Source organism: Bacteroides sp. D20, assembly GCF_003436255.1.
In the GTDB taxonomy this organism is placed as follows: domain Bacteria; phylum Bacteroidota; class Bacteroidia; order Bacteroidales; family Bacteroidaceae; genus Bacteroides; species Bacteroides uniformis.
Window position 1 is genome coordinate 132,022 of record NZ_QSOO01000006.1, and the last position, 16,049, is coordinate 148,070.

Sequence of the window (16,049 nt, forward strand, 5' to 3'; positions counted from 1 at the left end):
CATACTTCTCCTTATACAATATTTGATATTATACTTGATTTTTATGAATGCAAAATATATTCGGAACAGTTTATTCATATTGTGCTATTCAATGTTTTTAGCATTAACAAGTGCTTGTGATAATGGATTAGAAGCAGTTAGCTTTGAAAAACAAAAGCCACAACGACCCGCCTCTATCGGAGATGATATGTGCATAATCCAATCACTTGGATTTGATACTTTAGATGTAGTAAAACTAAAATCAGGATATCTGATTCAAGGTGATATATATATAGAAAAAAGTAAACTTGTTGCTTATGGTCAGCCACAAACAAGACAAGCTTATCATACTACCGGTTTAATTGGTCACCCCAAACAAAGAGCGATTACCGTTGGTGTTGATAGCTCGATACCTGCATCAGGTGTAGATGATTGGCGAGATGAAATACAGGAAGCCATCAATCTGTGGAATCCTCTGAGTAACCTTAAAATGACTTATACTACAGCTGCTAATCCGGATATACTTATCCGTAGTGATGCCAGCACTCCTTTACCGAACAATGCTATTGCGGCAGGCTCTTGGCCTATGAACGGAAAACCAGGTCCCTCTATTTGGATAAATTTGGATTATGATTATAACAAAACCATTCCAAGACTTCAGAAGATATACAATATGGTGCATGAGTTGGGACATTGCTTTGGTTTAAGACATACAAATTGGAAATCAAGGAATGAATCTAACGCTTATGACATTTATGGAACGCCTGATTCTGATTCCTATTCTGTGATGAATGGAGGAACTGCCGAATATCAATGGTCTGGGTTTAGTGAGGGAGACAAGAAAGCTATTGAATATTTGTATCCATCTACTTTTACTGCAGATTTTGTGGGTTATCCTCAAGAAGTGAAGCATTGGGGAGTTGATGTACATAGGTTGAGCGTTCGAGGCAGTCATCCGATTGTTGGTTATGAAAATTGGAATACGTCTGGTGGGTGGATTGTCCGTGTTAATGATGATTCAGCGGATATTGTTTTTGGAAGCCCATATACTTCTGGTGTCTCTGTTCGTGTTACGACTATTTATGGAGAAAAGTATTCCTTGAAAAGGGAGTATATAGATCAAATTACTAGATTAACACGTGTTGAATAATAAAATGTCTTATGGAAATCGAAGATGATGTTTGGGCCTTAAATAATCTCTTTGAAGATTATTAACTAATAAGCAATACATTAACATTAGGATTTGTGTTTTTTTGTTGGTCTTTGATTATAAAAATATTTTTTGCTCAATATAGTTAACAGTTGATTTTAATTTTCTCAATAGTCTGATTTAATCTTAAAATATATCATGAAGAAACTCATTAAACCTCTCTGCTTGTTGACCGGTCTGCTTTGTGCCCCGGCCGTTTTGCTTCATGCCCAGGTAGATGAAAAGTTGAAAGCCGACATCGTCAGTACGGGCTACGTGCACAGTCCGTTACCGCTCGACGAGACAAAGGCTTTCGAAACATTCGGCTTGAAAAAGAAAGTGTTGGAAACCGTGATGCTGTGTGATATGGAGGATTTCTCCAAATGGTCGCACAAGGGCATCGGTAAGATTGGTTTGACTGACGAACGGAGTAAGTCCGGCAAGTACAGTCTGCGTCTGGAAGCTCCCGCCCATCCGGAGAAGATTCTCGGCTGGGGGTTGGGACGCGGCACTTGCATGGCCTCTTATGATATAGGAGGCGCGGACTGGGAAGGTTACAACCGTCTGAAGTTCTATATCTATCCCACGTGCGAAGGAGCACGCAGCATCTACCTCAACCTTTATGTGGAGAATGACGGAGAAATAAAAGTACCCGACATTTACGGTCGGGAAGGCTACCACGAAATCAATCTGAAGAATAACCAATGGAACGAATGCTTCGTCGAGATGTCTGGACTGGCGCGCGACAAGGTAACCAAGATTTCATTTGCCATCGAAGTGTTCGGCAAAGAACGTACTATGGGTGACTCTCTTCGCTTCGATGTAGATGCCGTGGAACTTCAGAAGGTGGAGAACCCGGAAACCGTGAAAGGCTGGATGCCTGCACAGAACCGCATCATCTTCTCTACTACCGGTTATAGTATAGAGAGCCCCAAGAGCGCCATTGTCAATGTGGAAAAGCACGGCGGACAGTTCCAGTTGAAGGATGCCGCTACGCAGGCCATTGTTTATACCGGTCCCGTTCGTAAGGAAAAGACCGGCCTGGGAGAGTTCGAGACGATAGACTTCTCGGACTTCAAGACACAAGGCCGTTACGTCATTCAGGTAGGGGATGTCACCACCTTGCCTTTCTATATCCATCAGGATGTGTGGGATGATTCTGCCTGGCGTATGGTGAACTTCCTGTTCTGCGAGCGTTGCGGTTATCCCGTTCCCGGAAAGCACGGGGCTTGTCATAATGACCTGCATGCCACTTACAACGGACATATCATTCCTATAAACGGAGGATGGCACGATGCCGCCGATATGTCCCAACAGACCTTACAGACGGGAGAGATAGCCTATTCCTTGCTCTTGATGGCCGAACGTGCCAAAGAAAAAGGCAATGTAGACTTGTACAACCGCCTGATGGAAGAGGCTTTGTGGGGAATGGACTATGTGATGAAGACCCGTCTGGGCGATGGCTACCGTGCACAGACATGGGGCACCAACCTATGGACCGACGGTAAGGTGGGCACCGACGATGATGCCGGTCGCCGCGAACTGCTTGTCCATAACGGAGCTTTGGAGAATTTCCTGCTTGCAGGAATTGAAGCGTATGCCTCCATGATGGTTGAGAAGGATGAAGCCCTCAGGAGCAATCTGAAAAAGATTGCAAAGGAAGACTTCGGTTATGCCATGAAACGCTTTAATGAGTTGGGCTTTGCCGAACTGATAAAGAAGGGTGGGGGACATGCCGCCATGGCATCCGAAAGCCAGTATCACGCCAATATTTCATGGGCAGCCAGCATGCTCTACAAGCTGACCGGCGAACAGCAGTATGCCGATGAGGCCGTGAAGGCTATCCGCTACACCTTGCAGTGCCAGCGCACCGAACCGCTGAAAGACAAAGACAAGACCTGCGGCTTCTTCTACCGTGATTTGGCCAGGAAGTCCATTGTACACTATACCCACCAGTCTCGCGACTATGCCTATATGGAAGCCCTTGCCGCCCTTTGCGAGACACAGTCCGGCCATGCCGAGTATGAGCAGTGGATTCGTGCCATGAAACTCTATGGCGGTTATCTGAAGAATATCATGAAGTATGTATATCCTTATGGAATGGTGCCCAGTGGCATCTATCACAAAGATGAAGTGAAGGATTCCGCCAACTTCTATGCCGTTCAGGTAGGGATTCGCAGCGGTGCCGATAAGGATTTTGAGGAACAGCTCGAAAACGGTATCCGTCTGGATAAAGAGCATTATTTGCGCATATTCCCCGTCTGGTTCTCGTTTAAGGGAAATATTGCCGTACATTTGTCTACCGGTAAAGCTGCCGCTATCTGTGCCAGGGTACTGAAGGACAAGGAACTGAAAGACATTGCAGAACAGCAGCTCTTCTGGGTTGTAGGCCGGAATCCTTTCGGGCAGTCCATGATTTATGGGGAAGGCAGCAACTATCCGCAGCTCTACACGGCATTGCCCGGAGAAACGGTGGGAGAGATACCCGTAGGCATGCAGTCCTATTTCAATGAGGACGCGCCCTATTGGCCACAGTTCAATACGGCTACTTATAAAGAGGTGTGGGGCTCTTCGGCAGCCAGATGGCTGATGTTGGTTTCTGAATTCTAAAGCAAGATGATATGAGTGACAAGACTGTTTATTCACGGCGCAACCTGGCCATCGACATGCTGAGGGCATTGACCATGTTCATCATGATTTTCGTCAATGACTTCTGGAAAGTGCATGACGTACCCCATTGGCTGGAACATGCCGTCTATGGTGAGGATTTTATGGGACTGGCGGATATTGTATTCCCCTGCTTTTTGTTTGCAGTGGGAATGTCCATACCTTACGCCATTGAGCGCAGATATGCCAAGGGCTTCTCGGCAGAGTCCACCTTGGGGCATATCCTTTCCCGCACCTTTGCCTTGCTGGTGATGGGGGCGTTTATAACGAACTCGGAGTTCCGGCTTTCACCGGAAGCTCCCTATCCGATAGGAGTATACTGGTTCCTGATGGCCATAGGCTTTATCGGTGTGTGGAACCAATATCCGAAACCGGCTTCCGGCACTCAGAAGAACCTTTTCCGTGCTTTTAAAATAATCGGAGTATTGGTTCTCCTTTACCTTGCCTTCACGTTCCGCAATCCGCAGGGAGGTGTATTCGGTGCCTATTGGGGAATATTGGGCTCCATCGGCTGGACCTATCTGGTATGTGCCGTAATCTATATCTTCAGCCGTGACCGGTTGCAGTATCTGCTGCCTGCCTGGGGTGCCTTTATCCTGATATGCCTGCTGGGTACGCCTTTGCGCGAGGGCTTTGGTGGTGAGGCTATCCTTGCCTTTCCCGAACGCAACTTCTATCAGGGCATGTTGTCCATCCTGCATATCGGCAACGGGGCTTTGCCCGCATTTACAATGGGAGGTGTCATCCTTTCCATTCTCAGCGCCCGCTATGCCGGCAAGGGTGACGGCTGGAAACTCCGCAATGGGCTGACGGTTGCCGTTCTGCTTCTGCTGGTCGGAATTGGGACACACCATTTCTGGATTGTGGCCAAGATGGGTGGTACTCCTCCCTGGGTGTTCTATGTGACTGCCATTTCCGTGGGGCTCTACACACTGCTCGGCTATCTGGTCAGCCATCAGGTCACAGGTTGGTTCAACCTGATACGCCCTGCCGGAACGGCTACGCTGACCACTTATCTGGTGCCTTATGTCTTCTATGGCTTTGCTGATGTGACCGGTGTTGTCCTGCCGGACTGGTTCACACATGGATTCATGGGGCTGGTCAACTGCCTTTGTTTTGCCTTTGTGGTAATCGGCGTTACGTGGGTGATGGAAAAACTGCATGTTAAACTTAAAATTTAGATAGAATGAAAAAGAGCTTTTTACCTGCATTCTTGCTGCTGTTCCTTGCGCTGGGCATGTTCTCGTGCCAGCAGGGAGCTAAGGAAACAACCAAGGAATATCCCATGTTCTGGACGTGGCTGGACTATCGTCCCGGCATGAACTTCGACTCCATCTGCCAAGTGATGAACGACATCGGCATGGATGGAATTATGCTGAATGCGCCGACTCCCGACGATTACCGGGCTGCCATACCGGTTGCCCATAAACACGGAATCGAAGTGTATGCCTGGTTATGGACCATGAATCTGGAACACGACCGTGACAAGATATTGAAGGAGCATCCCGAATGGTTCAGCGTGAATCGTAACGGCAAGAGCCTGGCAGACACTACCGCCTATGTAGGCTATTACAAGTTTCTCTGCCCGGCATTGCCCGAAGTCCGCGAGTTCATCAAGGAAAAAATCAAGGCCTACTGCGAAGTGGAAGGCTTGAATGGCATTGCCATCGACTATCATCGTTTTGTGGATGTGGTGCTTCCCACCACCTTGTGGCCCCATTATGGCATTGTGCAGGACCGTGAATACGCTGCGTGGGATTACGGTTACCATCCGGAAATGCTCAGGTTGTTCAAGGAGCAGCATGGTTATGACCCTCGCGAACAGGAAGACCCTTCGCTTGATGTGAAGTGGCGTCAGTTCCGTTGCGACCAGATAACCGAAGTGGCCAATATGATTGCCGAAGTGGTGCACTCCTACGGCAAGACAATGGCTGCCTCCCCGTTCCCCACCCCGAAGATGGCTTCACGCATGGTGCGCCAGGACTGGGGCAAATGGAATCTCGACATCGTGTTCCCGATGGTTTACCATACCTTCTATACGGGCGATGCCAGCTTCATTTCCGACTGTACGGTTGAGAATGTACGCGACAAGAACGATATGACTACACTGTACTGCGGCATGACCGCCACCGACGGCCCGATGATGTTCGAATGCATGGATGCCGCTCTCAACAACGGCGCCCAGGGAATTGCCGTATTTACCATTCATGGACTGCGTTCTCCGGAGGTGAAGAGGCAGTTCAAGGCTTATACGGACAGTGTCAGAGTCGTGCGTGCCGCCAATGGCGGGGTGATAAAGGCTACCCATCCCGAAGTGGCGGATCCCGACCCCTTCAAGCATGAAGGCATTATGAAGCTGATGCAGGAACGCATGCAGCAAATCATAGCCAAGGCTGCCGGCAAGGAAGAGCCGGCTCCGCTGGCATTGGGCGAGTACAAGGAGGTGGATTCCTATGACGCGACACGCTGCTACCAAGTGGTGGATGAGAATAGCAAGACTACTTTTGACGTGACATTCTATCTTTACGGCGACGTTGTTTCCGGTTGGGATGTAGCAGTAGCAGACAAGGCTTCTACTAATAAGAAATGAAAGGACGTTTTATGATAGTGAGAGATTACGGGAGCAAACTCCTTCTGCTCTTGGTGTTTTCAATGGTAGGCATGGTTTGTTGCAATGCCCAGAGTGGAAAGAGCTTGTCCGTAAAGAAAGTAATGTGTACGGCTTCACCGGAAGGTGAGGCTGTGCCGTCTTTGCTGGACGAGAACGGGATAGAGTTTCAGCCCCTTGATGTGGTCAACTGGAAAGATTATCCCTACAAGCCGGAAGTGAGTTTCCGCATAGCCCATACGGGGCGCGAAATCCTGCTCCACTACAAAGTGAAGGAAGCCAGTGTGCGTGCAGTGGCCTCCGGAGACAATGGCCGGGTATGGGAAGATGCTTGTGTGGAATTCTTCGTATCTCCCGAAGGTGACGACCGCTATTACAATTTCGAATGTAACTGCGCCGGCAGGCTGCTGATTCAAGGAGGTGCAGTCAATGAGCGCCGTCCTACGGCGAGTCAGGAGGTGCTGGGCATGGTGAAACGTTGGAGCTCGTTGGCCGGCGAACCTTTCGAGGAACGTTTGGGCGAGTGCAGCTGGGAACTGGCCATGGTTATTCCCGTTTCCGCTTTCTTCCAGCATTCCGTCGGTTCTCTGGACGGAAAAACAATGAAAGGGAATTTCTACAAGTGTGGTGACAAACTCCAGACTCCCCACTTCCTTTCTTGGAGTCCTATCGGGCTGGAACGCCCCATGTTCCACTGTCCGGCCTTTTTCGGCACCTTGTCTTTTGAATAAATCTTTAGGGTGTTCTGGTGGAATCATTTGCCGTTAGCATTACTTATTGGATTGACAATTGCGGAATTATGTGTTTTTTTATACCTTTGCACTTCCTAAATTGTAAATGCATATATGATTACCGCAGAACAACTGAAAGATATCAAAGAACGTACCGAGGCGTTGAACCGCTATCTGGACATTGAAGGAAAGAAGATACAGGTGGAAGAAGAGCAGCTCCGCACCCAGGCTCCCGGTTTCTGGGACGACCAGAAGGCTGCCGAGGCTCAGATGAAGAAAGTGAAAGGCTTGCAGCAATGGATTTCCGGCTACAATGAGGTAAAGACCTTGACTGACGAGGTACAACTGGCTTTCGACTTTTACAAAGACGAACTGGTGACTGAAGAGGAAGTGGACGATGCCTATGCCAAGGCAATCACTGCTGTCGAGGCCCTCGAACTCAAGAATATGCTTCGCGAGGAAGCCGATCAGATGGACTGTGTGCTGAAAATTAACTCTGGTGCCGGTGGTACGGAGAGCCAGGACTGGGCAAGCATGCTGATGCGTATGTATCTGCGCTATGCCGAGACTCACGGCTATAAGGCCACCATCGCCAACCTGCAGGAAGGAGACGAGGCAGGTATCAAGACTTGTACCATCGAGATTTCCGGCGATTATGCCTACGGCTACCTGAAAGGTGAGAACGGTGTACACCGCTTGGTGCGTGTTTCGCCCTACAATGCCCAGGGCAAGCGTATGACTTCTTTTGCATCCGTGTTTGTCACTCCCTTGGTAGATGATACCATCGAGGTGAACATCGAACCTGCCCGCATGTCATGGGATACCTTCCGAAGTGGTGGCGCCGGTGGACAGAACGTCAATAAGGTAGAGTCCGGTGTCCGTCTGCGCTATCAGTATAAGGATCCATATACGGGCGAAGAGGAAGAAATCCTGATTGAAAATACCGAGACACGAGACCAGCCCAAGAACCGCGAGAACGCTCTCCGCCTTCTCCGTTCCATGCTTTACGACAAGGAACTCCAACACCGCATGGCCGAGCAGGCAAAGGTGGAAGCCGGTAAGAAGAAAATCGAATGGGGTAGCCAGATTCGTAGCTACGTCTTCGACGACCGCCGCGTGAAGGACCACCGTACCAACTTCCAGACCAGTGATGTGAATGGTGTGATGGATGGAAAGATAGACGGCTTTATCAAAGCTTACCTGATGGAGTTTGCAGGAAGTGGCGAATAAATTTTCTCCCTTTCATTTGCATTCTTCCCGAATTTCTTCTTACTTTGTTCATCGTTGAACTTTAAACTATAAAACACACCATGGGAAAAAGTAAAAAGAAAGCAATGCACAGCCAGAAGGAAGAGCAACAAGCCAAGAAAGTGATGATGACGATGGGAGTAATAGCCATTGTATTGGTCATCGCCATGTTTGTGGCTTACTCTTACTGGGGCTGATAAAATCACTGGAAACGACATGCCGCAGGAGATAGAACGGAAATTCCTCGTGACGGGAGAATACAAGCCACAAGCGTATGCACACAGCCGTATCGTACAAGGATACATCAGCAGTGTACGTGGACGGACAGTACGGGTGCGCATCCGCGATGGACGGGGATTTCTCACCATCAAGGGTGCATCCAATGAATCGGGAACCAGCCGCTACGAGTGGGAAAAGGAAATTCCGCTGTGCGAAGCGCGGGAATTGCTGAAGCTGTGCGAACCGGGTATCATCGACAAGACCCGTTACCTGGTGCGCAGCGGACAGCACGTCTTTGAGGTGGATGAATTCTATGGCGAGAATGAGGGACTGACTGTGGCCGAGGTGGAACTCTCCTCGGAAGACGAGCCTTTCGTGAAACCTGCATTCATCGGACGGGAGGTGACGGGAGATGTCCGCTACTATAACTCGCAACTGATGAAACACCCTTTCACCACATGGTAGCAAACCAATTGTATGCCGTACTTGTTTAATCGTCATGGAGAAACTTTACGACTACCTGCCAAGAGAACTGGTCACCTTCCTTTTGGTCACTGTATTCTCTTTACTCATCGGGCTTTCACAGCGTAAAATCAGCTTGAAGCGCGAAGGGGAAACTACGCTTTTCGGTACCGACCGCACCTTCACTTTTATAGGCATTCTGGGCTATCTGCTCTATATCCTCGACCCTACGGGCTATCGTCTGTTCATGGGAGGAGGCGCCATTCTGGGACTGCTGCTCGGACTGAACTATTATGTGAAGCAGTCACAGTACCATGTGTTCGGAGTAACCACCATCATTATTGCACTCATCACCTACTGCATTGCTCCCATTGTGGCCACGCAGCCGTCGTGGTTCTACGTCATGGTCATAGTGACCGTCCTGCTCTTCACCGAGCTGAAACACACCTTCACGGAACTGGCCCAGCGCATGAAGAACGACGAGATGATTACGCTTGCCAAGTTCCTTGCCATCAGCGGCATTATCCTGCCGATGCTGCCCAATGAGAATCTTATTCCCGGCATCAACCTGACGCCATACAGTATTTGGCTGGCCACGGTGGTTGTATCGGGCATTTCCTACCTTTCTTATCTGTTGAAGCGTTACGTTTTCCATGAGTCGGGCATTCTGGTTTCGGGCATCGTGGGAGGCTTGTACAGCAGCACGGCTACCATTTCCGTACTGGCGCGAAAGAGCCGTAAGGCTTCTGTGCAGGATGCTCCCGAATATGTGGCGGCCATGTTGTTGGCGGTCAGTATGATGTTCCTCCGTTTCTTGATATTGATAGGTATTTTCAGCCGGGAGACGCTACTGGCCATTTATCCCTACCTGCTGATAATGTCGGTGGTAACGGCTGCCGTGGCATGGTATCTGCATTCCAAGCGGAAACGGGTGGACGACGGCACGCAGACCACGGAGGACGAGGACAGCAGTAATCCGTTGGAGTTTAAAGTGGCGCTGATTTTTGCCATGCTGTTTGTCGTGTTCACTATCTTGACACACTATACGCTGGTGTATGCCGGTACGGGTGGGCTGAACCTGCTCTCTTTCATTTCGGGCTTCAGTGACATCACTCCTTTCATCCTGAACCTGCTTCAAGGGACGGGCAGCGTGGCGGTGCTGGTAATTACGGCTTGCAGCATGCAGGCTATTGTCAGCAATATAGCGGTAAACATGTGCTACGCGTTATTCTTTGCCGGTGGAAAAAGCCCTTTGCGGCCGTGGATATTGGGGGGATTCGGCTCTGTTATTGCCGCAAATATCTGTCTGTTACTTTTCTTCTATTTTCTCTAAATTGCTTTCTTTTTGCTTTTTTAACTCCGAAAGTCTCGTAAATGCATGAAAAAGGGGCTATTTTTGCCGAATTCATTGTGACAAAACTCGAACGGGAAACGTCTAATACCAAGACAATAAACATGAATAGTCACTAAATATAAAAACGCAATGAGAACAAAATGGACTGTGCTGCTATGGATGCTGATGATTTCGGGACTGCTTGCAGCGCAAAACACGGCAAACACTTCTTTCCAGGTTAAAGGAATTTTGCTCGACTCGCTCACCCAGGAGGGTGAACCTTATGCTACCATTAAAATCGTGAAGAAAGAGGCCCCTGCAAAGGCGCTGAAAATGCTGGTAACGGATATGAAAGGCCAGTTTCAGGAAAAAGTTCCCGGTACGGGCAACTTCGTAATGACCATCACTTCCGTGGGGCGTACCCCTATCGTGAAGGATTTCTCTGTGAAGGCTGGAGAGAACCTGGTGGACTTCGGCACACTCTACATCGTGGATGCTTCCAATGAGCTGGGACAAGTGGAAATTGTAGCTCAAAAGCCTTTGGTAAAGGCGGACATCGACAAGATAGAATATAATGTGCAGGATGACCCTGATGCCCAGTCGAACTCTGTGCTGGAGATGCTCCGCAAGGTACCGTTGGTGACGGTGGACGGCGAGGACAATATTCAGGTGAACGGGAGCAGCAGCTTCAAGGTGTACGTCAACGGAAAGCCCAACAACATGATGAGCAATAACCCGACCGAGGTACTGAAGAGTATGCCTGCCAACAGCATTAAGCATATCGAGGTGATTACCAATCCCGGCCCCAAGTATGATGCTGAAGGTGTGGGCGGTATTCTGAACATTGTCACCGTGGGTAGCGGACTCGAAGGCTATACGGCTACGTTCAGTGCCAACGTCAGCAACCGCGGTGCAGGCGGTGGAGCATTCGGTACGATAAAGAGCGGCAAGCTGACTGTCAGCGCCCGCTACAACTACAATTATAATGACCAGCCCCGCAACTACAGCAGCGGCAGCCAGCATGTGACGTCGGAAGCTGTTACGGAGAATTCTTCCAATCTGGACTATGACGGCAGTAACAAGGGCCACGGTTCCTTCCAGTCGGGCAGCATGGAGGCCAGCTACGAAATAGATACACTGCGCTTGGTCACTATGTCTTTCGGACTTTGGGGTGGCGGAAACAAGAGCAACGGCTCTACGGACTACATCGCCACCTTTCCGGAGAACATAAACGCCGCTCCCATTTATAGCTATTCGGCTTTCAACCGCAGCAAGTCTTCTTGGTATTCCATCGATGGAGGTGTCGACTACCAGCGTCTGTTCAAGGTGAAGGACCGCATGCTGACATTCTCCTACAAGATAAACACCCGTCCGCAAACGTCGGATTCCTACACGGAATATGAAATAGACAAAGGCTATAATCCCGATTGGGCTGATTATCTGAAACGTCTGAGAAATTTGCATAACGACGGCGAGCAGAACACCACCGAGCATACTTTCCAGGCCGACTATACCACGCCTATCGGCAAGCTGCATACGCTGGAGGCTGGTGCCAAGTACATCCTGCGCAACAACTCTTCGGAGGACGACCGTTTTGATGCAGACGATACCGGAAAGTATGAATACAACAAGGAGCAGAGCTCGCACTACAAGCATCTGAATGATATTATTGCCGCCTATCTGGGATATGGGCTGAAAGTGAAAAGGCTGTCCGGCCGTTTGGGAGTGCGCTACGAGCATACCATCCAGGATGTGAAGTATCTGGTGGGGCGTGGCGAGGACTTCACAAAGAACTTTGACGACGTAGTGCCTTCCGCCTCCATCGGCTACAAGCTGACGGATATGTCCAATCTGCGCTTGGGCTACAACATGCGTATCTATCGTCCGGGAATCTGGTACCTGAATCCGTATCTGAATGATACCGACCCCTCCTACATCAGTCAGGGTAATTCGGAACTGGACAGTGAGAAGAGCCATGCATTCAATTTGAGTTATAGTAATTTCACGCAGAAGTTCAATATTAACCTTTCAGCACGCTATTCATTCACCAACAACAGTATTGAGAATGTAACGAAGCTCATGCCCGATACGGAGATTGAGGGATTGAAGAACCCCACGGGAAAGGATGTGCTCTATTCTACCTACGCCAACATCGGTAAGACCCGCCGTGCCAGTGTGAGTGCTTACGTCAACTGGAACGCTACTCCCCGTACACGTATCTACATGAACATGAGCGGTGATTATTCTTACATGGAGGGCAGTGAGGGCATGCGTAACGACGGCTGGAGCCTCTTTGCCTACGGTGGTGCACAGCAGACGCTGCCCCACGATTGGCGCATCAGTCTGAATGTCTTCGGACAGACGCCGTGGATTATGCTGCAAGGTAAGGGTAGCAGCTTCTTCGATTATGGCTTGAGTGTCAACAAGTCATTCCTAAACAAGCGTCTCACTTTGTCCGCTTTTGCCAGCAACTTCTTCAAGAAGTATATGGACCAGAGCTCTACTACCGAAGGTGCCGGCTTTATACGCGAAAGCAGCTATAAGTATAGCCGCCAACGTTTCGGCATAAGCGTCAGCTACCGCATCGGCGAGCTGAAGGCAAGCGTGAAGAAGGCTGCACGCACCATCAGCAATGACGATGTGAAGAGTGGCGGTAGCGGTTCCGGTGGCGGCGGTGAATAGACTACTACGAATTCATTTACGGATATATCAGGCAGGTGACTGTTCCGTCCATTGTCATGACGATGAGACGGTGGTCACCTGCCTTCTTCAGTGAGGTGACCGCCGAATGGGATACTTTATGGCTCCAGGCTATCCCGCTTCCGTCTGTCCGCACGGCATGGACCACTCCGAATTCGGTAGGGATGAACACATACTCTTCCGTGGTTTCCATGCGGGTGGGGATGAAATTACCTTCATACGGCATCAATGTATTCCAAAGTGGAGTGTAGTTTCCTTTTGAGACATCTGCTGCCGTAATGTTGTTCTTGATTCCTTTTATGTACATGGTCTTTCCATCCGGAGAGAAACCGATTGATTCGCGTCCTTTCGCTTCATCCGATGCCCAGAGGATTTTTCCGTCTTCCGGGTTGAAGGCGCGTACAAAGTAGTCGGAACTGAGCACTATGACCTGTTCTGATGCTTTTCCATTCTTCCGGTAGGGCAGAACTGTGGGCCAGCAGGCTCCCGGAGAGAAGTATCTTCCGCGTTCGGTGTCGAATTCCCATACTTTTTTCCCGGTTTTCCGGTCGATGGCATAGAACATGGCTCCCCAGGTTCCGATATAGATGCGTTCGTGGTCTATAGCCGGGCGGGACTCGATGTAGCCGTTCAGTCCGTCGGTAACCCAATTGAGCGTGCCGTTTGCCAGGCGGATGGAGTAGAATTTTCCGTTGCTGCTGCCTGTATAGACATTGCCGTTTGCTACTGTAGGGCAGGCTACAATGGGGTAATCCGTGTTGAATTTCCAACGGGCGGAACCTTGTTTTTTGTCCAGTGCATGAATAAACCCGTCGCAGGAAGTGACAACCACCAGTTGGGAAGTGATGAAGGGAGCCGAGAAAATCTTATTTCCTGTGGCATAAGTCCATACCGTTTCTCCGTTGCGGGCATTCAGGGCATGAACCATTCCTGCCGTATTGGTATAGATATACAGTTCTCCGTCAATGCTTCCTTGTGAGGCAACGTCGGTTACGTCTTTCTGCTTCCACACCTCACGAACGGCAGGATAGGTGCTGTTGATACTGAAATCAGGGCGGTAGTAGACGGTATCTTTCTTTTCACCCGGAATGTTCGATGAAGCAATAGCTGTTGCATTCAGGCGGACAATATTCCATGCGGGACGGGTTTCCGTTTGGATGATGCGTTCGCAGAAGGTGATGGAATCTTCGTTGACTGTGACGAGATTATAGCCACCTATCGGGTCTTCCCTCCGCAGGGAGGAGCGCCCGATGACTGCCGGAATGCCTTCGGCATCATAAGCGCGGTTGGTGTGCAGGTGTCCGGCAAGAGTCACCAGTACATTGCGTGTTTTGAGAATATCCGTCACTTCGTACCAGTTACTTAAATCCCGGTTCAGTGGGAAATGGTTGACGAAAATGACCGGCAGTTCTTTAGGGGTGGCCCGTACAATGGAGTCCAACCAGAGTATTTCCTCACGTGGAATGTGGGGAGGCCCCATGCGCAGGCTTGGTCCGGTACCACAACCGATGAAGCGTACTCCTTGCCAATCGTAGCAGAAGTGGGATGCTTGGAAAATCTTGTTGAACATGGTGCAGCCGTTTTCGCTCCAGTTCACGTCGTGGTTTCCCGGTAGCAGCAGATAAGGTTTCCTGAAGCCTTCCAGAATTTCCTGCAGCAGCAGGAACTCTTTTGTATCACCGAATTCGGTGACATCTCCACTGAGAATCGTGAAGTCCACGGCAGGATTGGCATTGATGTCTTCAATGGATTGCCGCAGGTCGTCTTCGGCATAAGCGAAGGAATTGAGGTGTACGTCACTGAGCCAGGCGAAAGTGAACGAGACGCGGTTACTTTGTCCGTAAGATAGTGCGGACATTGCCATCATGCAGATGGCCAATAAGATACGTTTCATGATGATGATTGGTTTGAATTTGCCCAAAGATAGTGATAATTCTTTTATTAATAAATAATATGTATTGGTTCTCAGGGGAATATTGTATTTTTGTTGATAAGGAATGAACGGAAAATATAGTAACCGGCATTGTAACATTTTCAAGTTCTTTGTATCTAAAGAGTGAATTAAAAAGTGTACAGTGATGGAAAAGTTATTTCTGACTTTAGTATTGTTTTGGTTTTCTGTCTGTTCTTTTGCAGAAGATTACTCTTTTTCGGTGATAAAATCGGGTATAGGAAAGAAGTCTGTCATTTTTATTCCCGGCTTTGCGAGTTCGGGAGACGTCTGGAAGGAGGCAGTGGCGGAATTGGGAACACATTATACCTGCTACGTGTTGACTATGGCTGGTTTTGCCGGTGTACCGCCGGAAAAAAATCCATCCTTCGAGGGCTGGAAAAACGAGATTGCGACATTCATTAAGGAAGAAAGGATTGACAGCCCCATACTCGTAGGGCACAGTATGGGAGGCGGACTGGCACTTGCTGTTGCAGCAGACTTTCCCACACTCGTTGGAAAGATTGTCATAGTGGATGCTTTGCCTTGTTTGATGGCTTTGACCCACCCAGACTTTAACCCCGTAGCGGATAAAGACTGTTCTGATATGATTACCCGGATAACTGCCATGAACCACGAGCAGTTTGTCCGGATGCAGCGAATGAGTGTGGCTAGTTTGACAACGGACTCTTTGAAGTTTGACGAAATCGTGGAATGGGGTGCAGCCTCTGACAGAAAGACGTATGCCGCGATGTATTGTGACTTTGCGAACACGGATTTGAGGGAGCGAATCAGAAGTATTGCCGTTCCGGTCCTGGTCTTGCTGGAACCGCATTTCAAGAATATAGCATCTATTGTAAATGAACAGTATAGGAATCTGCACGGAGTGCGGTTAAGGTATGCCGAGCAGGGACTGCATTTCATGATGTTTGATGATAAGGAGTGGTTTATGAATGAGCTAACCGGTTTTATAAAAGAGTGAC

12 protein-coding genes are annotated in these 16,049 nt (G+C 49.2%); 11 read left to right on the plus strand and 1 reads right to left on the minus strand.

The window, feature by feature from the left end:
• Positions 1 to 43: 43 nt before the first annotated feature.
• The 10 genes from DXD78_RS08345 to DXD78_RS08385 all read left to right on the plus strand — a co-directional run bounded on the left by DXD78_RS08345 (position 44) and on the right by DXD78_RS08385 (position 13,118).
• On the plus strand, positions 44 to 1,129 hold the full coding sequence (locus DXD78_RS08345) for a M57 family metalloprotease (protein ID WP_227741064.1): 1,086 nt from the start codon (positions 44 to 46) through the stop codon (positions 1,127 to 1,129).
• 198 nt (positions 1,130 to 1,327) lie between these two features.
• The gene (locus DXD78_RS08350) at positions 1,328 to 3,778 is read left to right on the plus strand and encodes a glycoside hydrolase family 9 protein (RefSeq protein WP_009037708.1); all 2,451 of its coding nucleotides are present in this window, start codon (positions 1,328 to 1,330) and stop codon (positions 3,776 to 3,778) included.
• Between the two features lie 11 nt (positions 3,779 to 3,789).
• Complete coding sequence (locus tag DXD78_RS08355) at positions 3,790 to 5,016, plus strand: DUF5009 domain-containing protein (protein WP_009037709.1); 1,227 nt, start codon at positions 3,790 to 3,792, stop codon at positions 5,014 to 5,016.
• Between the two features lie 5 nt (positions 5,017 to 5,021).
• Positions 5,022 to 6,425, plus strand: a complete 1,404-nt coding sequence (locus DXD78_RS08360; protein ID WP_034529265.1) for a family 10 glycosylhydrolase — start codon at positions 5,022 to 5,024, stop codon at positions 6,423 to 6,425.
• A complete protein-coding gene (locus tag DXD78_RS08365) occupies positions 6,422 to 7,174 on the plus strand; it encodes a carbohydrate-binding family 9-like protein (protein ID WP_009037711.1) in 753 nt (250 codons plus the stop codon). Before DXD78_RS08360 ends, DXD78_RS08365 begins: the two co-directional genes overlap by 4 nt.
• A gap of 114 nt (positions 7,175 to 7,288) precedes the next feature.
• Positions 7,289 to 8,404, plus strand: coding sequence for a peptide chain release factor 2 (gene prfB / locus DXD78_RS08370; RefSeq protein WP_005830350.1), 1,116 nt, complete (start codon positions 7,289 to 7,291; stop codon positions 8,402 to 8,404).
• An 80-nt stretch (positions 8,405 to 8,484) separates the two neighbouring features.
• Positions 8,485 to 8,619: a hypothetical protein gene (locus DXD78_RS21435; RefSeq protein ID WP_005830349.1), complete on the plus strand. Its 135-nt coding sequence runs from the start codon at positions 8,485 to 8,487 to the stop codon at positions 8,617 to 8,619.
• A gap of 19 nt (positions 8,620 to 8,638) precedes the next feature.
• Positions 8,639 to 9,106: a CYTH domain-containing protein gene (locus DXD78_RS08375; protein ID WP_009037712.1), complete on the plus strand. Its 468-nt coding sequence runs from the start codon at positions 8,639 to 8,641 to the stop codon at positions 9,104 to 9,106.
• Positions 9,107 to 9,140: 34 nt separating this feature from the next.
• A complete protein-coding gene (locus tag DXD78_RS08380) occupies positions 9,141 to 10,436 on the plus strand; it encodes a DUF4010 domain-containing protein (RefSeq protein WP_005830344.1) in 1,296 nt (431 codons plus the stop codon).
• 150 nt (positions 10,437 to 10,586) lie between these two features.
• A complete protein-coding gene (locus DXD78_RS08385) occupies positions 10,587 to 13,118 on the plus strand; it encodes a TonB-dependent receptor domain-containing protein (RefSeq protein ID WP_034529267.1) in 2,532 nt (843 codons plus the stop codon).
• A 16-nt stretch (positions 13,119 to 13,134) separates the two neighbouring features.
• Here the strand turns inward: DXD78_RS08385 and DXD78_RS08390 are convergent, their stop codons facing one another.
• On the minus strand, positions 13,135 to 15,030 hold the full coding sequence (locus tag DXD78_RS08390; RefSeq protein WP_187370432.1) for a PQQ-binding-like beta-propeller repeat protein: 1,896 nt from the start codon (positions 15,028 to 15,030) through the stop codon (positions 13,135 to 13,137).
• Positions 15,031 to 15,214: 184 nt separating this feature from the next.
• On the opposite strand from DXD78_RS08390, the gene DXD78_RS08395 reads away from it, so the two are divergent.
• Entirely contained in the window at positions 15,215 to 16,048 is an 834-nt protein-coding gene (locus DXD78_RS08395) for an alpha/beta fold hydrolase (protein ID WP_016272457.1), read from the plus strand.
• Position 16,049 lies beyond the last annotated feature (1 nt).